A 16851-nucleotide genomic window follows, 5' to 3' on the forward strand; every position below is an offset into this window, starting at 1 on the left:
TGAGAATCAAGAGTTAAGATTCAAGAGACAAGAGTTAAGATGTAAGAGCTTTTCTGCGTGTCCTGTCCTGTCTCTTGAATCTTAACTCTTGATTCTAACTAATGTGTTCATTCTTAAAAGTAATGGTAATCTTAGTGCCATTATCGTTCTCAAAACGGATATCCGCGTTGATATCTTCACTTAAACCGCGCATTAATTTTAGTCCAAGTGTTTTGGTATTTGCTGTTTGGTAGTCTGCCGGTAAGCCTATGCCATTATCGGCTATAACGAGATGAATACGTTGGTTGTTGCTGTTCAGGGTAATGCTGATAACGCCCTTATTACCGTTGGGGAAGGCATATTTAATGGCATTGGTTACCGCCTCGTTAATAATTAATGCCAAGGGCACAGCCTGCGATACCCCCATTTCCAGCGGCTCAATGTCTTGTTCAAAACAGATCTGCTGCCCGGTGTCGAAGCTATCCATCAGGTAGTTCATGAATTCCGGGATATATAATGCCATGTTAATTATCCGCACATCATCGGTTTGGTAAAGCTTTTGATGAATAAGCGACATGGCGTATATACGATGCTGCGTGCTTTCCATGGCTTTAAGGGCATCGTCGCGCAAGTAGGCGGCTTGCGATTCCAGCAGACTTACCACTGTTTGCAAGTTGTTTTTTACCCGGTGATGTACTTCTCTTAACAGCCATTCCTTTTCAGATAACAGTTGCTGCAACATGGTGTTCTTTTGTGTAATAATGTTATTTGATGCCTGTTTTTGCTTGTACTGCCTGTAAACCAAACTCAATATAATTATTAACAATGCCGACATTACTATAGTGACATTACGTATTAAGTTGGCTTGCTTTAAATTTGCTTCCTGTAATTTATTTCTTTGATTGAGAATGCGGATATCCTTATTCTTCACTATCAATTTATTCTCTGTGTTGGTAATATCATATTTTACCTGTAGCTCCTCTATTTGTTTAGCGCGGCCAAGCTGTACAACTGAATCATCAAGCCGTTTATTGATCATTAAATGCCTCATGGCCGACAGGTATTTGCCCGCGGCGGAGTCTGATTTGAACAGCAAAAATTGCAGGTGCGCTTTGAATGCCATTGTTTCGCTCACCGAAGTTTTTTCAACGGCATAGAGATAAGGCTCTGCCTTTGCGAACTGACCAGATTCTACATAAAATTGCCCTACATTACGATAAGCTACATTAAGGTCTTTATTGAGTTTTTTGCATAGATCGTAATAGGCTAAAAAGTACTTTTCAGCCTTTTTTATTTGTTGTGTTCCTTTGTATGCTTCTGCGAGGGCGCTGTAAGCGTAAAGCTTGTCTTCATCTGTTTTAAGGGGATAACCTTTCATTTCGCTTAAAACAAAGTTGAGCGCTTCCTGATTACGGTGCAGCTTGCGCATCACCCGGTTTATCCCCTCAAGCAACGCGAACCGATTCGTAACGTTTGATACATCTAAATGGGATATTACCTTTTTATAGCAATCAATAGTTTTTTGAAACTGCCCTATGTTTTTATAAATATCTCCCAACCCGAGATAGATATGTCCATAAAAAGCGGTGTCGTTTGTTTTTTGCATCCACTTTTCGGCTTCATAAAAGTTGAGCAGGGCCTGGTCGTAAAGGCCGAGGTAAGTGTTAATATCGCCTATCCTGGCATATATGTAGTGCAGCTTGGGGTACCCACTCTTTTTGCAGATGGCGAGTATCTGTTTGGCTTTTTTTTCGGCAATAACAAACTTGCCGTATTGCATCAGCAGGGTGGGTATCATTAGCATATAACCAACCGTATAATCTAATTGATACTTGTTTTTACCGGCCATGCTTTGCTTAAATGCCTGCTGCGAAAACGTAATAGCGGTATCTAATATGGCATCGTTGGTTTCGTAAAGCTTGTAACGGTAATAATAATTGAGCGTTAGGTTTAAAAGCAGTTTGATGCGCGTGGTATCGCTTACTTTGTTAATAAGATCTTTGGCTTTAAGCCACTCACGTTTTTCCTGGTAAATACGGGCTATTAAAAAGAGCGACTCATTTACACCATTCTTTTTATGAAGCGCAGCGCTTAATGTTTTTGCCTGCTGGGCCAGCAGCATGGCGGTATCTAAGTCGTGGCTTTCTTCGCCGGGTTTAGTGAGGTAGTAGGTGCCCGTTCTTAATAGTGTTTGTATGCGCTTAACATCGGCTTTGCTGTTTTTAAGAGAGGTTAAAACACTTGGCAGCTCTTCGGGTGTAATATCCGGGAAGCCCGAAAAATACTGCGCCGAAACAGGGATACTGAACAGCAATAATATAATGATAAGTTTAAGATGTTTTGCCATGTTAAAACCGGCGCTATAGTTTGTTATGTATCGCTATCGGCATTTGCGGATAGTAAGTATTCAGCATAAAAATAATTATTAATAATTTATAAAGCAGGTGCTCATAGCTGTTATGCCGTTAAAATTAGCTCAACTTTTTAAATTACAGTAGGCACACCGGGTTGTAGTATGATTGTGCGGTTTTTGGTGAGCGCGTTAGTTGCCAGTTGCTGTCTTAAAATATCTTCCTTCTCTTTAAAATGCGTCCATCCGCGATAGTGTATCGGGATGATTTTGTTGGGTTTTAATACCGCTACGGAACGTAACAGGTCTGTGCTATCCATGGTGTATTTACCTAAGCCGGTAAGGTACCGGAACTGCACCGAACCCACATGGAATATCCCGGTATCGATCTTGTATCGTTTAGCCACTTCATCTATCCCTTTAAAATAAACCGTATCGCCCGAAATGTAGATCACGCCATCCTGCTGATCATCGTACTCAATGACAAAGCCTATTACCTTGCCCGACACAAATTCGGGGATCCACCAGGGATGGTGCTGCGCGGGGGCGGCGGTTACCCTTAAGTTGCGTACTTTTTCGGTTGGCACCCGGTAGGTTTGCCAGTCATCCAGATCTATAATTCCGGACATGGCCCGTGCCGCTGCTTTGGTGGAAATCACATTGGCCACGGTGCGGGTAAAGGCTTTGCCCTTATCGTCGAAATTATCTTTATGCTGATGGTGGCTCAATAGCACGAGGTCGATATGCAGCAACTCGTTCGCATCCAGCGCCGGATCATCAGTTTTACGCGATACCGAGCCATAACCATGGTAATAAAGCTTGCCCGCTTTATCTAAAGTAGGGTCGGTAAGTATCCTGTATTCTCCTATTTCGAGAAGAATACAGGCAGTATCGATATGGGTGATCCTGATCTGCATAAAAGGATTAGTTTAGTTGATAGGGGCTACCAATGTCTAATGCGCGTGTGCGGCTGTGGCACCCAGGATAGTTTCGACCAATTGGCCTGTTGCCTGGTTAATATTATCAATATGAGCAGCCAGCGGACCGCCGCCTACTATATTCCACAGCTTCCGGCTGCCTTTTGGCGTATTGATGATACCCGCTATCAAATCGGCCACTTCTTGTGGTGACGGACTATTCTCGTTCGGTATAAAAGCTTTGAATACCCCTTTCTGAAAATTGAGTATATCCTCGCCATAATATTGTTCAACATCGGGCGTGGCCGGTATCAGCTGTTTAGCCACAATATCGGTAGCGGGGTATATGCCGGGCTGTACAATGGCCACATCAATTCCCGCTGAACGCAACTCATAATAATAACTGGCCGATAAGGTATCAATGGCGGCTTTGGTGGCTGCATATACACCCATTACCGGCATGGGCTGCCTTGCACCAACGCTTGATATGGTGAGTATCAGTCCAGTTTTTTGTTGATGCATGTAGGGTAAGGCTCCCTTTATCATGCGGTCTGCCGCCAGTACATTGATCTGGAAGATCTGGTTGGTTTGCGCCGGACTAAGGCTTTCATTAAGGCCGATGAAGCCCGTACCCGCGTTATTGATCAGCACATCTATCTTACCGCCCGCGTCGGCCGCTATTTCGGCCATCGCCTTTTCTACCGCTGCATCGTCGTTTACGTCAAGTTCAATAATCTTTATCTGCACGTTGTTATCGGCAGCCCATTGGTTTAAATCTTTGGCGGCTTCCGCGTTTTTAGTGGTTACATTACGCATGGTGGCGTATACCTTATGCCCTTGTTTGGCCAGTGTTTGCACGGTAAGCAAACCGAACCCGCTGTTGCTGCCTGTAAGTATTATGGTTTTCATGGTTGTTGGTTTTAACTGTTTCGGAGTGATTGGCTTTTGCTTAGTACTTGCTTATCCAGTTTAAAATATAGTCGGCATCCTTTTTCCAGGTTTTAAGGCCAAGCACGTTGTGGTTACGGCCTTTAAATTCCTTGTATTCTATTACCGAACCGTTGCGCTTATACTTTTTAAAGTTGCGCACGTTAAGGTGTGCCGGGGTAATATGGTCTTCATCGCCCGAAGTAAGCAGCAATGGCACATGCGGTTTGTTATAATCAACAGCGGCCGCGCTGGTAAGTCCGCCGCGGGCTACACGTTTTGATTCGGGCGCGGCAAGGGTTTCATAGGCCAGGCGCTGCTCGTAAAGTGGTAAGCCATTTACAAAGGCGTACTGAAAATCTTTGAACGACATCATATAAGTTTTATCGAGCGAGGTAAACAGGCCTAATGATTTCCATGCCGATTTTAAAAACGAAAACTCATAAGGCAGCACCCCCTGTGGCGGCACCGAATGTATGGCCACGGCAGCGGTTGCCAGATCGCGGTTGGTCAGTATCTGCGTGATCATACCACCCAGCGAATGCCCTATAATAATGGGCTTTTCGGGCAGTGCCTTGGCAAAGTTGGCGTAATGGTCTATCAGTTGAGTTAGCGTAAGCCTGGCCAGTTCAATATCATTGGGCTGCCTTTCCCGCAGGTCGGCCGCCGTGGGCGCGTCCTTGTGTGGCCATGCAGGCGCGTGCGTGGTGTAGCCTTTGCTTTCAAAGTAGGTTCGCCAATCGTTCCAGCAATTACTGCTTACAAACGCGCCGGTAACAAAAAGAATGGTTTTGGTGTTAGGGGTTTTCATGATGATGATGTGGTTTAAATAAGACCGGTCGCGCATTGTATCAGGAGCGATCGGTCTTAATTTGGAATTGTGATATTGTGAGGTTGAATTTGCCTGGTTTTATTTAAGATGCTTTTTCAGTTCGGCTGCTGCTTGCAAAAACAAGGCTTTTGTTTGCGGTATGTTAGCCAGGCCGTTTAACAAGCCGAAATCGTGTATCACATCATTATAGCGCACCGTAGTTACATCCACACCTGCATCGCTCAGTTTGCGGCCGTACGCTTCACCTTCATCACGTAAAATATCGTTCTCGGCAACCTGTATCAGTGTTGGCGGCATGCCCTTTAATTGCTCAACGGTGGCTTGCAGTGGCGAAGCATAAATTTCCTTCCGCTTTTCAACCGGGATATACTGGTCCCACATCCATTGCATTAGCGGCGAAGTAAGAAAACGCTGCGCGCCGAATTGTTTGTACGATTCGTTGTTGAAATCGGCATCGGTTACCGGCCAAAAAAGCACTTCGAGTTTGAACTTAGCGCCGCCTTTTTCTTTCGCCATCAGTGCGGTAGCTGTGGCCAGGTTACCGCCGGCGCTGTTGCCCACAATGGCCATGTTGTTGCCGTCTACATTAATTTCGGCGCCATGAGCAGTGAGCCATTTGGCTACGGCATATACCTCGTTCACAGCCTGCGGATATTTAGCCTCGGGCGAAAGGCTGTAGTTTACAAACACCCCGGCATAACCGGTAAGTACGCTTAGGTCGCGCACCATGCGTTTGTGGGTGGGGTAGTCGCCCAGTACCCAGCCGCCGCCATGGGTAAACATAAATACCGGCAGCTTGCCTTTGGCCCCTGCCGGGCGCACAATGTTTAAGGTGATCTTATAACCGTCGGCAGTAATGGTTTTTTCGGTTTCTTCAATCCCCGAAAGGTTAACCTTGGCGGCATTTTGCGCGTTAACCAGTACCTGGCGGGCATCTTTTACGGGCAAGGTTTCCAGGCCCGGGCCACCGCCATTAAGCGGCTTTAAAAATTCTTTCACGGCAGGTGATAAATGCGGATCGGTAGCGTAATCAACCTGCGCGCTGGCAGTGCCGTTGGCCACCAATGCCAGCAGCAGTATTAAACCTGTTTTTGTAGTTGAGTGTTGTTTGGTTGTGTTCATGGTTTGTGATATAAGCGTTGCTTGCCTATATTCAAAACCAAGGCCAATTGGTTATTGTATTGGTAGTCAGTTATTTGACTGTGTCTATGTCGATTATAAATAATCGACATATCGCTAAACTGTTGAGATATGGATAAGTGGAATTGGTTTTTTGGGAGATACGAGAGGCCGGGATGTAGTATACAAAATAAAGAATTTCCCATTGATAGGATATAAACCGTATACTACATTTTAAAAAAATCTTTTTAAGAAAGCTCAGTTAAGATTTGTAAGTAAATATTATGTATGAAAATATGATAATCCATATCAGGATCATAATTAGCAACGCTTTGGTAGTATTGTTTCTTGTTTCTTTCGTGTCTATAGATAATTTATATTCCCAGGTAATGCCGTATTTTTCTTTTAGACGATTTGCAATATATTCAATTAAAGCATAAGCTTTTGTTTTTCTCAGATCAGTAACAGGCTCGCTAACTGTGAAAAAATCAACAAGCGATAATTCATCACCATTTTTAATATATAGTTCCGAGCTGTTGTTCCCATTACGGCTACCATGAATACCTACTGAAATTAAAATCACACTGTTGTTATCAATGGTGATTGTTGTTGATTTTTTCCCACGGTTATAAACTATCTGTTTAGGAAGAAGCTGCATTGTGGCTCGAAAACCCTTGAAACTTTGTGAGGAAGATATGGTTAAAAGATCTTCTTCATCAATAAGAGTTATGTTATTAAAAAAACGAAAAATCAAAGGGTAAGTATATTTGCAGCTAAAATAAGAAAAATCAGGTTATTGTAATTGAATAACAATGGTTATTCAGGCTATTGATATATCCGATATTATTTAATAATATTTGTATGTCAATCATTTACCAAATGAATCCGTACCTGAAATCCTTTATCATACTGCTGCTGGCTGTATCGTCGGTAATAGTGTCGTCCTGCAAAAAAGATAATAACCCACCCAATGAAGATCCGCCGCCCGGCGAAGAGCCTGTGGAGGTAAAAGATTCGCTTATTACCGTTAAAACCAATGTAAGCGATGTAGATACCCTGCTATCGATATATAAACATGATAAAAGTGGACTTGAGTTTTATTTTTATGGTAAAAGGAACAACGAGGGCGAAATTGTAAGGCTTGCCGCCGCGTCTATCACAAAAACCACTGCAAGCGATACTATATTAAATGTTATTTATGATGCACAGCAAAGGCCTAAGATTTTATATTTCACCATAAAAGGAATTGTAAGGGCTGTTAACGATTACAACTACGTCACTATCGATTACATGCCCGATCATTTGCTTGTACACCTGAACTATCTTAACTGGACCTCGGGGCACATCAGTTTGATTAATAATATAAAGATCAGGAAGGATGGCGACGCTTACACGCTGTATGGTTTAGGCGGTAGTAAGCCAATTAATACCGAGACACCAGGCTACAGCGAAACTCACATAATAGCGAATGCGATATCTATAACCAAGAGTTTAAAAGCCATTATTGCCGCCTCGTTTACATCCGAAGGTTTTATGACAGGCACTACTACCGGAAACCCGGAGCTTAAAAAGTTTGCCTCCTTTTGGACCGGTGCTTTTGTAGCTTATAACAGCGGTGCTAAAACTTCAGAGATAGCGAAGCAATTTGACGGTTACCCACGCAGACCAACACTCGAAAAGTTCGTGATAACACCCATACACCAGGTTATAGCGTTAACGGGTGAGGAAGTTTCACAATTTGAAATAGTTACCATAGGCCCCAATGATGCCGGTACTTATAATTTTCAGTTTGACGGTGTTTGGCAGCATCCACTGTTCGGTATACAAAATAATGTAGGCGAGTATATTACGCCGGGCCCGGTTCGGGGCAATATTTATATAACGGTAATGGTAGAATCACTTACAGATGGAAGTGTATTGCTGCGGAAATACTACTCGCGCGGTTTAATAAAAGTGACGCAAAAAAATGTGCGGGTAATATGCAGCCCGAGAGACATGAACAGCCCGAACCGTTTCCTGGATGGCCACATACCGGCGTCAGATCTTACTTCGGTACCCGGAAGGCTGGCTATGACGGCTACTTACTTTGTAACGAAATAGGGGGAGGAGGAATTAATGTTAAAAAAAATATAATAACTTAAATAAGTTATTATATTAGGCTAAAATTCCTAAACGAATATATTGAAAGCTTTAATAACCTCATTAATCTGGACGTTTTATTGTTGTTTTGTAGGCATCATTCAAATTGCAATAGCCTATGTTTTTGTTTGGATGGGTGTAATTAACAATTTTGGCCTTAACAATTTTATTTTGGATGGTTTTTTTCTATTTTTTTCGATTTCTTTAGTTGCATCTATTTTCTATGAGTTTTGCTTTGAAAATGACTTTCAGATAAACAAGTTCGCGAAAAACTTTTTGTTATTTTTGTGCGTTATTATTGGCATCATGGCTATGATAGTTTATGCGGCAGCATTTAGTGCTAAAATGCATTTTACAAATTATGATTTATCTAATTATAAAGTAGCTCAAGTGATTTTGACTTCAATGTCAATAATTGTATCTTTTACTATGAAATCCATAATATATTATAAAAATAGATAAGAAAATGATGAATGTAATTATTTATATATCAATTGTCTCGTTTTTATTGTTTATTGCTACTGCATATATAGTTTTTAGGCAAATAAGAACGAGTAAATTGCAACTTATTCGTAAAGTTACGATTAATGAAGCCCATGTTATTTATTTGTATAATAAGAATAATAAATTCTATTTCGATTTATATAACGAGATAATTCAAGAGGCTGTGAAAATGGGTCAGAATAATAAAAATGATCAAGTTAGTATCATACCAGCACGAGACTTAATCATTAGCCCAGTAAAAGCTAAACCTATAAAACTAAATACAAAGGAGTCTTATTCGGATATAGTAGAAGACTCTGTATTTGATTTTGCCTGTAATTGAGCCAAATGAAATATAAAATAGTCAGTATTAATCCTTTAAATTATTCTATAAATATTCCTGATGGCTTTATAACTATTTCCGAGGATGATTTAATCTCAGGTGAAAACGATATTAAAGTTGAGGCAGATGGTGATAGCGAAAAGTTATTAATTACTGTTATAGTTAGAATATTTTATTCCAAGAAGCGTAGTCCGGAACATAAAAATAAGATTTTCACTTTGACTGTTCTTAATGAATTTAAAGTGCTCGAACTTGAGTCATTCTTCAAAGGAGAAAAAAAAGATATCTTGGACGATAACTTAGTTGAGGGGTTTGTCTCGCTCTCTATTGACCAAACCAGAGGAGTTCAAGCGGTGTATTTAAAAGGAACTCCTATTAGCCATGCTTATATTCCACGTAGAAAACGGCAAAGGCTTCCTGATCAATCTGATAATTAGCAGATACAAGATGGTGTACTACTTTGTATATTATAAATCTTACTTAGACGTTTGTGTATAAAATATCTTGAATACTGGACGATATCTAATGAGTTATATGGCATATTGATTAAATAAGATGTCGCTTATTTGATTTGCTACACAATATTTTAGTTTAATAAAAATCCGTTAACCTTTCAGTTAACGGATTTAGATCGATGTGCGGAAGAAGGGACTCGAACCCCCACGCCGTGAAGCGCCAGATCCTAAGTCTGGTGCGGCTACCAATTACGCCACTTCCGCATCGTTAGGATTTTGAGTTGGCAAAGATAGCGTTAATTAATAAATATTAAAATCTATTTTAACAAATTCACCTAAGTGGTTAATTGTCTTCAAATTAAAATTTAAGTAAGGCTTCGTTTAGCTGTTTAAAGTAGGCCGGGGTGTATAATAACCTGCTGCCATACCACGAAAATACTTCGCCATCCACTAAAATGATATTAGCCAGCGGTAGGATGGTTTGCAGCTCCGCTATGTGTTTTTCACGGAAAGGATAGGGTTCGGACGATAACAGTATTACATCAGGGTTGATGTTTTGAGTTCTTCGGTGGTAATTTCAGGATACCTGCTCTCATCAACAGCATTCATTGAACCGCAATAGGGGAGCAGGCTATCGATAAAAGTATGTTTGCCTGCCGCCATGTAGGGTTTACGCCAAATAAGGTACAGGGCGCGTTTGCCAGTGTGAGCAATTTGCAGGTTAGTGAAACTATCGCTGATTTGTCGGGTAAGCACTTCTGCCGGTTCTTGTTTGCCGGTTATGGTGCCAACGGAACTGATCATATCTAACGCCCCGGGCAGGTCATTCACATCGCTTATCCAAACCGGGAAGTGTTCGGATAGCTCTTCTATCTGTATTTGGTCGTTTTCTTCCTTGTTAGCGATGATAAGGTCGGGCGAGAGTTCCTTTATCAGTTGGATATTTAATTGCTTGGTGCCGCCTATTTTGGCTATCGGCTTTACCTTATCGGAAGGATGAATACAAAATTTGGTTACACCTGCTATGGCTTCATCGAGCCCCAAATAAAAAAGCAGCTCCGTTTGCGACGGAACTGCTGATATAATGCGTTTGGGTATGGCCTGCAAGTTTACGGGGCGGTTAAGCTGATCGTAAAACAAGGGCATAGTTAAAATGCGTTTTCTTCACCTTTAACGGCATTCCAAAAGGTTAAGAAGATGATCTTCAAATCCAGCAGGAACGACCAGTTCTCCAGGTACCACACGTCGGCCTCCACACGGCCAAGCATTTCTTCGGTGGTTTTGGTTTCGCCGCGTAAGCCGCGTACCTGTGCCCAGCCGGTAATGCCCGGTTTAAGGAAATGCCTTACCATAAATTTATCAATAAGGGCCGAATATTGTTCGGTGTGTTTCAGCATGTGCGGGCGCGGACCAACTACCGACATATTACCGATCAGTACGTTAAAGAACTGCGGTAACTCATCCAAACTGGTTTTGCGCATAAATTTACCAATCTTGGTAATACGGTCGTCATCGCGGGTGGCCTGTTTACTGTCCGAATCATTGTTCACCTTCATACTGCGGAATTTGTAGCAGTTGAAAGATTTATTATCCCTGCCTGAACGGGCCTGCACAAAGAAAACCGGTCCTTTCGATTGCATTTTGATAATGATAGCCAGTATCGGGAACAGCCAGCTGAACACGAACAGGATAATGAAAAGCGAGAACAGTACATCAAATACACGTTTGATGAAACGGTTCAGGATGTTCTCCAAAGGCTCGGGGCGAATGGATATTACCGGGATATGGCCGAAACTTTGTATAGAAGTTGGCTTTACACCATAATCATAATAATCTGGAATGAACTTAAAGCGGATCAAATTCTTATCGGCATCAAGCATCAGGCGCTCAATTTTCGCTGACTCGGAACTTGGCAACGTGCAGAATATTTCATCTACCTTATTGGCTATTACATAGCTGATACAATCTTGCGTGGCGCCGAGGTAGAGTTTTTTATCGATAATGCTTTCTGAATTATCGTCAAAAAAACCGATCACTTTATAACCACGGCTCGGGTTGTTTTTAAAGAAGTTATGCAGATCATTACCAATACGGCCCCCGCCGATAACAATGGCGCTGCGCGAATCGATTAATAGAGCGCGGTCGCTGCGGCGAATGCTCAGGAATATCAACTTCCAGAAACCGAGCAGGAAACCAAAAAGGGCTAAAGAATAGAACAGATATTCGCGGGTAATGAAGTATGCTTTTGTACCTATTAAAATGATGATGGTAAAGCAAATAAAGCTTACAAATAACAGGTAGGTTTTAATTAAGCCGCGGTAGGTTTTAATGGAATCCTTATTTAAAACCTGCTCGTACAGGCCTGTTACATTGGCCGATAATAACCATATCAGGTTAAAAACCAATACAATAGGCAGGTAGTTCTTATTGCTTATCCATGATATGTATGATTTGTCCTCTATAAAGTAAGAGATAACCATACTCAGGTTCAGAATAATGTAATCAATAGTGAGGTTAACCGCCTTAATAAACGTAGCGTATCTGTGAATCATTTAATACGGGTGTTATATGTGATGCTGCCTAATTCGGGGCGTTTTTTAAAATTAAGCTTTAAAATAATACTTTTCATCTTTAATAAATAAGCACTATTAACAATAGCAAAATTAAAATTTTAAAGCGTATTTACACTATTAATTACAAATTAAGTTTCAATTTTTAATGAGTTTTATAATGTCAATACTACGGTTATTATTGGTTTTCAATTTTAACAATAAATTAAGAAAACCTTTATGTATGCACTATATAGCCCATATATTGCGCAATAATAAATATTTATATATTGACACTCATACAACATAATTTTTCACAGTCGGGCGTCAATGATCTGTGTATCCAGTATGCCTTTCAAATCGTACAAAACCGACTGCGGGTTGCGTTTGAGCTGATTATAATTTAGGGTGAGAAATTCGCTGTGTGAAACCGCAACAATAATAGCGTCGTATTTGCCGCTGATATCTACAAATTTATTCAGGGTATTCACATTGTATTCGGCCTTTACTTCTTCGGGATTGGCCCATGGGTCGTAAATTTCAATGTTGGCCTCGTACTCATCAAGCACGCGTACTATATCAATAACGCGCGTATTACGCACATCGGGGCAGTTCTCTTTAAAGGTGAAACCCAGCACCAGTATGTTTGATCGCTTTACGGCAATGTCGTTCCTGATCATCAGCTTTACCACTTCCTGCGCTACGTAAGTGCCCATGCCGTCGTTCAGCCTGCGACCAGCGAGTATAATTTCGGGATGATAGCCAATCTCCTGCGCTTTTTGCGCCAGGTAGTACGGATCAACCCCGGTACAATGCCCGCCTACCAAACCAGGTTTAAAGTTGAGGAAGTTCCATTTGGTACTGGCAGCCTTCAACACATCATGGCTATCTATACCCAGCAGGTTAAAGATCTTGGCCAGTTCGTTAACAAAGGCGATGTTGATATCGCGCTGCGAATTTTCTATCACCTTGCAGGCCTCGGCCACCTTTATGCTGGGAGCCTTGTGGGTACCCGCATGGATAATGGTTTGGTATAAGCCGTCGATAAAGTCAGCTGCTTCGGGCGTTGAACCCGATGTTACCTTTAATATATTGGTAAGGGTATGCACCTTATCTCCTGGGTTGATACGCTCTGGCGAGTATCCCGCAAAAAAGTCGTGGTTAAAAACCAATCCGGATACCTTTTCCAGTACCGGGATGCAAACCTCTTCGGTAGCGCCGGGGTACACAGTAGATTCGTAGATCACCACGTCGCCTGCCTTTAAAACCTTGCCAATTGTTTCGCTGGCTTTTATCAGCAAGCCAAGGTCGGGGCGGTTATGTTTGTCGGTAGGGGTGGGTACGGCTACTATATAAATGTTACAGGTAGCAATATCATCAATATTTGAGGTGAAATACAGGCCTTGTTTGCCTGCATCGGTAGTAATTACGCTTAATAGTGCTTTGCTGTCAATCTCCATCGTGCGGTCGTTACCGGCGCTTAGCTCGGCAATACGTTCCTGCTTTACATCAAAGCCGGCCACAGCGTATTGCTTAGCGAACTCTACGGCCAGCGGCAGGCCAACATAGCCAAGGCCAATGATTGCTATATGAATATTTTGAGGGGTATTGAACGTGTTTTTGGCAGGAGACTGAAGGTTAGACATTATTAAATATACACAGGGTTGATGATAAATATAAGAGCAAGGTACAAAATTATAAAAGCAGCGGAATAAATGGAGAAAAGTTTGAGTTGAGGAATATTAGCAAAAGGAGTAGTTGTAACCCGTATGAGAAAGCTTACAGCTACTCTTAAGCCTTATCATATCTCAATGCTATACAGCCGGAGTTAAACTTTTGTGATGCCATTAATTTTAATCCTAAATTTTCGGGTAAGTGCATTTCGGTAAACAAACGCCGCCCTTCGCCAACTATCACCGGGTGAATTACCATATGAAACTCATCCACCAAGCCCCATTCAATCAATTGGGCGGGCAGTTCTACACCGCCGGTAGAAATGGCTTTGCCCGGTTGTTGTTTTAGCTTCAGGATTTCTTCTTTAATGTTTTTGTTAATAATAGTAGCATGCTCGTCATCCACATGGTTAAGCGTGCGGGAAACCACAATACGATCAATATTAGCAAAGGTAGTTGCAAAGGCGTTGGCAGTGGCGGTTAATGATTGCGTTTGTGCCACTTGCGGCCAAAATGGTACCATTAACTCATACGTTTTTCGTCCGTAAATAATAAGGTCTGTATCTTCCAGCAGTTCCCGAAAATAGTCGTGAACGTCAACCCCGCCGCCAAACCGGGTATGGTCGCAGCAACCATCCAAACTAATATTGATACCGTAAACAAGTTTTCTCATAATATTAAAATTATGAAATTTTGGCGAATCGGAATAAAACAAGTGAAGAATCAATACCCAGGAATATCCAGCTATTCAAACGAGAAAACATCACTATAAATTATCTATGTAGCATTCAAAAAAGGGGCGTTCTCTGAAAATAACAGCGTCTTTATAATCTTCTGGGGGCTCAAAAAACGGAACCTTGTGGTTTCTTAATTCTCCGGTATTCAAAACATAACTGTGATTTATAATTTCATCGATATCATCAACTGAATACCCTTCCGGCATTTGAAAAAACTCCGAATGAAATCTTGTTCCGAAACCAAAGTATTTTCCATCTTTCATTTTAGCAGCGAAGCCTGTCCAGCCCATTGTAGTTTCGCCACGAATTTGCTGTTGCATTGCCATCGGGAAAGCATACCTGCTTTTTTCTATTCTTTCAATATCATAATCGTTTATACAATTACCTTTTGTTACGAAAGATTTAACTATATCGTTGTAACCCAATCCTGAAGCCCGGTTAAAAATTCCCTTAACTGTCTGTTCCTCTTTAAACCGTCTGATTGCTAAGTCGACGATTGCTTTGGGATTACGAAACATTACACAAGGTAAAAATGTGCCGTCTGTCAAATACACAGCGGCTCTGTATCCGGAACCATGAATGGTGTCATCTAATGGTTCAATGTTGTTTATCAGGAATCTAATTATTTGATCTGTTTGTTGAGGTGCCATTATTTAGGTTGAATTTAGCTTTGTAAGGCAGCCCAAGTGTACAAAATTAAACTGTTGAGCAGAAATATTTTCCGGTTATATCAGCGTAACGGCTGGCTCAAATGTATTTCTATTTTGGATTAATGGGGATGCCATTTTTCTCACGGATAAGCTGAAAAAGATGATCCGGGCGAACTATCGCGTAATCTTCATTAAGCGAATTGGCCACATTTTTAAAACTTGTTGGTGATATATTCGTCCATGGTTGCGCCTGTATAATTATGAAACGTGGCGAAGTTTTATCCCAACCTGCGGCAGCCCTGGCAATATGATCTTTCATCGCCTGTTCAGTTGTACAGTAATTACAGCTAAGCGCCATTCCCGGCAAGCTGTCGTTATAAATGGTGAGTCCGCCTCCTGTGTTTTGGGCAGTTACACCAAACAAAGATTTTGCCTTATCTGCATAAGTTTTCCCAACATCAGGATTAATGCCTCCGGTGATTGTGTTCCAGATGGTGATTACCCGTAAACCTGCACGATTATTATAGTCCTCCGTTTTGGCAACAAACCGTTTTAACAAACTTTTATCAGACCAGGTATTAGGATAAGTATAACCATAGCCGGAAGGGCCGGAAATTAGATTGTCATTATCGGTAGAAGTTTGCCAGTAGTAGTTAAGCGCGCCGGGCATTGCATCCAGCATAGCAGGAGATACAGTCCATCCCATTGGAACGGCACCCCTGTCCGGATTATTCCAAAGTTTACGCATCAAATGTTCTGTAAATTGTAAGTTATCTCCGTCGCTCAATATAAACGCGACATAGATCTTATTTTTGAGTGCGGGCTTTTGGGGAATTGGTTTGATATTTACAATTCTGGATGTACCGCTGTGTACTGTTAGGTTTGAACACCAATCGCTTGCAACGGTTGCTATACCGTATTTTGAAGCCCTCTCCACGCCGGGCCCTTCTTGTGGCCACCAACCCATGAACGCCGAACCGGGAGACATGGAAGACAGAAATTTATTGAGTAATTCACTTTCACCGGCAACTTTAGGATCGAGCCATATTACCGCGACACCCAATGCTGTCGCATATTCACGTAGGGCCGCTTTATGCGCGTTAGGATTTAGTCCGATTAGTAAACGGTGATCAAGATGTGGCCAATATGTATCATATAACGATTGATAAACCTCAAGCTTGCTGCTAAATTTTCCCCGCAAATCAAGTACTACAGGTAAATTATAAGGCGGGGCAGTTAATTTAGATAACAGCAGGGGCGAGGCAATAAGTGCGCCTTTGTTTTTTGCAAGTACTGTAGCCAGGTTGATAGTATGTACCTGTGCAGAATCATAAACGATTAAACCTGAAATTTCACTCCGGTATTTTATAATCAAATCCCATTTATCCGCAGGTTCCGTCCAACTTAAACCCAAAGATTGCAACCATGTATGCGGCCCTTCACCGAAAGCATCACCCTCGTAGGAGAAGATGCGTGGTTTAGTTTTGTTTATGATGCCCTTTAACGAAGCAAACAGGTACATTTCTGCAGCGGAGTAACGGGAGTTTTGACGGAGCATGATCAGATCCTGAACTTGCGCCGGTGCCGGGAAAGATGGAAGTAGCTGACCGGATGGCCATTTGATTTGACCCATGGTTGGCGTGACAAACAGAAGGAACAAAACAAAGCATGCAGCTTTAATTCTAAACATTTTAATCG

The 16851-nt window shown here is 41.8% G+C and carries 15 protein-coding genes and 1 tRNA gene; 3 read left to right on the plus strand and 13 right to left on the minus strand.

The features are described from left to right. Positions 1 to 94: 94 nt before the first annotated feature. The 6 genes from AC07NA_RS22120 to AC07NA_RS22145 form a co-directional block, all read right to left on the minus strand. The gene (locus AC07NA_RS22120) at positions 95 to 2326 is read right to left on the minus strand and encodes a histidine kinase dimerization/phosphoacceptor domain -containing protein (protein ID WP_494899837.1); all 2232 of its coding nucleotides are present in this window, start codon (positions 2324 to 2326) and stop codon (positions 95 to 97) included. A 137-nt stretch (positions 2327 to 2463) separates the two neighbouring features. Then, positions 2464 to 3246 carry an MBL fold metallo-hydrolase gene (locus AC07NA_RS22125; protein ID WP_494899839.1) on the minus strand — a complete coding sequence of 261 codons (783 nt, stop codon included), beginning with the start codon at positions 3244 to 3246 and terminating at the stop codon, positions 2464 to 2466. Between the two features lie 36 nt (positions 3247 to 3282). Then, entirely contained in the window at positions 3283 to 4155 is an 873-nt protein-coding gene (locus AC07NA_RS22130) for an SDR family NAD(P)-dependent oxidoreductase (protein WP_494899841.1), read from the minus strand. A gap of 40 nt (positions 4156 to 4195) precedes the next feature. Beyond that, positions 4196 to 4984, minus strand: a complete 789-nt coding sequence (locus tag AC07NA_RS22135) for an alpha/beta hydrolase (RefSeq protein ID WP_494899842.1) — start codon at positions 4982 to 4984, stop codon at positions 4196 to 4198. Positions 4985 to 5083: 99 nt separating this feature from the next. After that, positions 5084 to 6127 carry an alpha/beta hydrolase gene (locus tag AC07NA_RS22140; RefSeq protein ID WP_494899844.1) on the minus strand — a complete coding sequence of 348 codons (1044 nt, stop codon included), beginning with the start codon at positions 6125 to 6127 and terminating at the stop codon, positions 5084 to 5086. 259 nt (positions 6128 to 6386) lie between these two features. Then, positions 6387 to 6782 carry a hypothetical protein gene (locus AC07NA_RS22145; protein ID WP_494899846.1) on the minus strand — a complete coding sequence of 132 codons (396 nt, stop codon included), beginning with the start codon at positions 6780 to 6782 and terminating at the stop codon, positions 6387 to 6389. 203 nt (positions 6783 to 6985) lie between these two features. Between AC07NA_RS22145 and AC07NA_RS22150 the strand changes: the two genes are divergently transcribed. The 3 genes from AC07NA_RS22150 to AC07NA_RS22160 all read left to right on the plus strand — a co-directional run bounded on the left by AC07NA_RS22150 (position 6986) and on the right by AC07NA_RS22160 (position 9526). Then, positions 6986 to 8224, plus strand: coding sequence for a hypothetical protein (locus tag AC07NA_RS22150; protein WP_494899847.1), 1239 nt, complete (start codon positions 6986 to 6988; stop codon positions 8222 to 8224). Between the two features lie 505 nt (positions 8225 to 8729). After that, a complete protein-coding gene (locus tag AC07NA_RS22155; protein WP_494899849.1) occupies positions 8730 to 9089 on the plus strand; it encodes a hypothetical protein in 360 nt (119 codons plus the stop codon). Between the two features lie 5 nt (positions 9090 to 9094). Continuing rightward, complete coding sequence (locus tag AC07NA_RS22160; RefSeq protein WP_494899851.1) at positions 9095 to 9526, plus strand: hypothetical protein; 432 nt, start codon at positions 9095 to 9097, stop codon at positions 9524 to 9526. 200 nt (positions 9527 to 9726) lie between these two features. Here the strand turns inward: AC07NA_RS22160 and AC07NA_RS22165 are convergent. The 7 genes from AC07NA_RS22165 to AC07NA_RS22195 all read right to left on the minus strand — a co-directional run bounded on the left by AC07NA_RS22165 (position 9727) and on the right by AC07NA_RS22195 (position 16843). After that, a tRNA-Leu gene (locus AC07NA_RS22165) sits at positions 9727 to 9808 on the minus strand. Between the two features lie 273 nt (positions 9809 to 10081). Next, a complete protein-coding gene (locus AC07NA_RS22170; RefSeq protein WP_494899852.1) occupies positions 10082 to 10690 on the minus strand; it encodes a helical backbone metal receptor in 609 nt (202 codons plus the stop codon). 2 nt (positions 10691 to 10692) lie between these two features. Further along, positions 10693 to 12096 (minus strand): undecaprenyl-phosphate glucose phosphotransferase, encoded by a 1404-nt coding sequence (locus AC07NA_RS22175; RefSeq protein ID WP_345209842.1) that lies wholly within the window; start codon positions 12094 to 12096, stop codon positions 10693 to 10695. Between the two features lie 311 nt (positions 12097 to 12407). Continuing rightward, positions 12408 to 13739, minus strand: coding sequence for a nucleotide sugar dehydrogenase (locus tag AC07NA_RS22180; protein ID WP_494899854.1), 1332 nt, complete (start codon positions 13737 to 13739; stop codon positions 12408 to 12410). A gap of 145 nt (positions 13740 to 13884) precedes the next feature. Continuing rightward, a complete protein-coding gene (locus tag AC07NA_RS22185; protein WP_494899856.1) occupies positions 13885 to 14439 on the minus strand; it encodes a dihydrofolate reductase family protein in 555 nt (184 codons plus the stop codon). 93 nt (positions 14440 to 14532) lie between these two features. Then, positions 14533 to 15153: a hypothetical protein gene (locus AC07NA_RS22190; RefSeq protein WP_494899857.1), complete on the minus strand. Its 621-nt coding sequence runs from the start codon at positions 15151 to 15153 to the stop codon at positions 14533 to 14535. Positions 15154 to 15262: 109 nt separating this feature from the next. After that, on the minus strand, positions 15263 to 16843 hold the full coding sequence (locus AC07NA_RS22195; protein ID WP_494899859.1) for a hypothetical protein: 1581 nt from the start codon (positions 16841 to 16843) through the stop codon (positions 15263 to 15265). Between the last annotated feature and the right edge of the window lie 8 nt (positions 16844 to 16851).

It is taken from the genome of Mucilaginibacter sp. GW821-FHT07G05 (genome assembly GCF_059418565.1).

Excerpts from the sequence above, each read along its gene's own strand:
- AC07NA_RS22125 (WP_494899839.1), bottom strand. The coding sequence starts at position 3,246 with ATGCAGATCAGGATCACCCATATCGATACTGCCTGTATTCTTCTCGAA.
- AC07NA_RS22130 (WP_494899841.1), bottom strand. The coding sequence starts at position 4,155 with ATGAAAACCATAATACTTACAGGCAGCAACAGCGGGTTCGGTTTGCTT.
- AC07NA_RS22190 (WP_494899857.1), bottom strand. The coding sequence starts at position 15,153 with ATGGCACCTCAACAAACAGATCAAATAATTAGATTCCTGATAAACAAC.
- AC07NA_RS22140 (WP_494899844.1), bottom strand. The coding sequence starts at position 6,127 with ATGAACACAACCAAACAACACTCAACTACAAAAACAGGTTTAATACTG.
- AC07NA_RS22195 (WP_494899859.1), bottom strand. The coding sequence starts at position 16,843 with ATGTTTAGAATTAAAGCTGCATGCTTTGTTTTGTTCCTTCTGTTTGTC.
- AC07NA_RS22145 (WP_494899846.1), bottom strand. The coding sequence starts at position 6,782 with ATGCAGCTTCTTCCTAAACAGATAGTTTATAACCGTGGGAAAAAATCA.
- AC07NA_RS22180 (WP_494899854.1), bottom strand. The coding sequence starts at position 13,739 with ATGTCTAACCTTCAGTCTCCTGCCAAAAACACGTTCAATACCCCTCAA.
- AC07NA_RS22155 (WP_494899849.1), top strand. The coding sequence starts at position 8,730 with ATGATGAATGTAATTATTTATATATCAATTGTCTCGTTTTTATTGTTT.
- AC07NA_RS22160 (WP_494899851.1), top strand. The coding sequence starts at position 9,095 with ATGAAATATAAAATAGTCAGTATTAATCCTTTAAATTATTCTATAAAT.
- AC07NA_RS22175 (WP_345209842.1), bottom strand. The coding sequence starts at position 12,096 with ATGATTCACAGATACGCTACGTTTATTAAGGCGGTTAACCTCACTATT.
- AC07NA_RS22185 (WP_494899856.1), bottom strand. The coding sequence starts at position 14,439 with ATGAGAAAACTTGTTTACGGTATCAATATTAGTTTGGATGGTTGCTGC.
- AC07NA_RS22170 (WP_494899852.1), bottom strand. The coding sequence starts at position 10,690 with ATGCCCTTGTTTTACGATCAGCTTAACCGCCCCGTAAACTTGCAGGCC.
- AC07NA_RS22135 (WP_494899842.1), bottom strand. The coding sequence starts at position 4,984 with ATGAAAACCCCTAACACCAAAACCATTCTTTTTGTTACCGGCGCGTTT.
- AC07NA_RS22150 (WP_494899847.1), top strand. The coding sequence starts at position 6,986 with ATGTCAATCATTTACCAAATGAATCCGTACCTGAAATCCTTTATCATA.
- AC07NA_RS22120 (WP_494899837.1), bottom strand. The coding sequence starts at position 2,326 with ATGGCAAAACATCTTAAACTTATCATTATATTATTGCTGTTCAGTATC.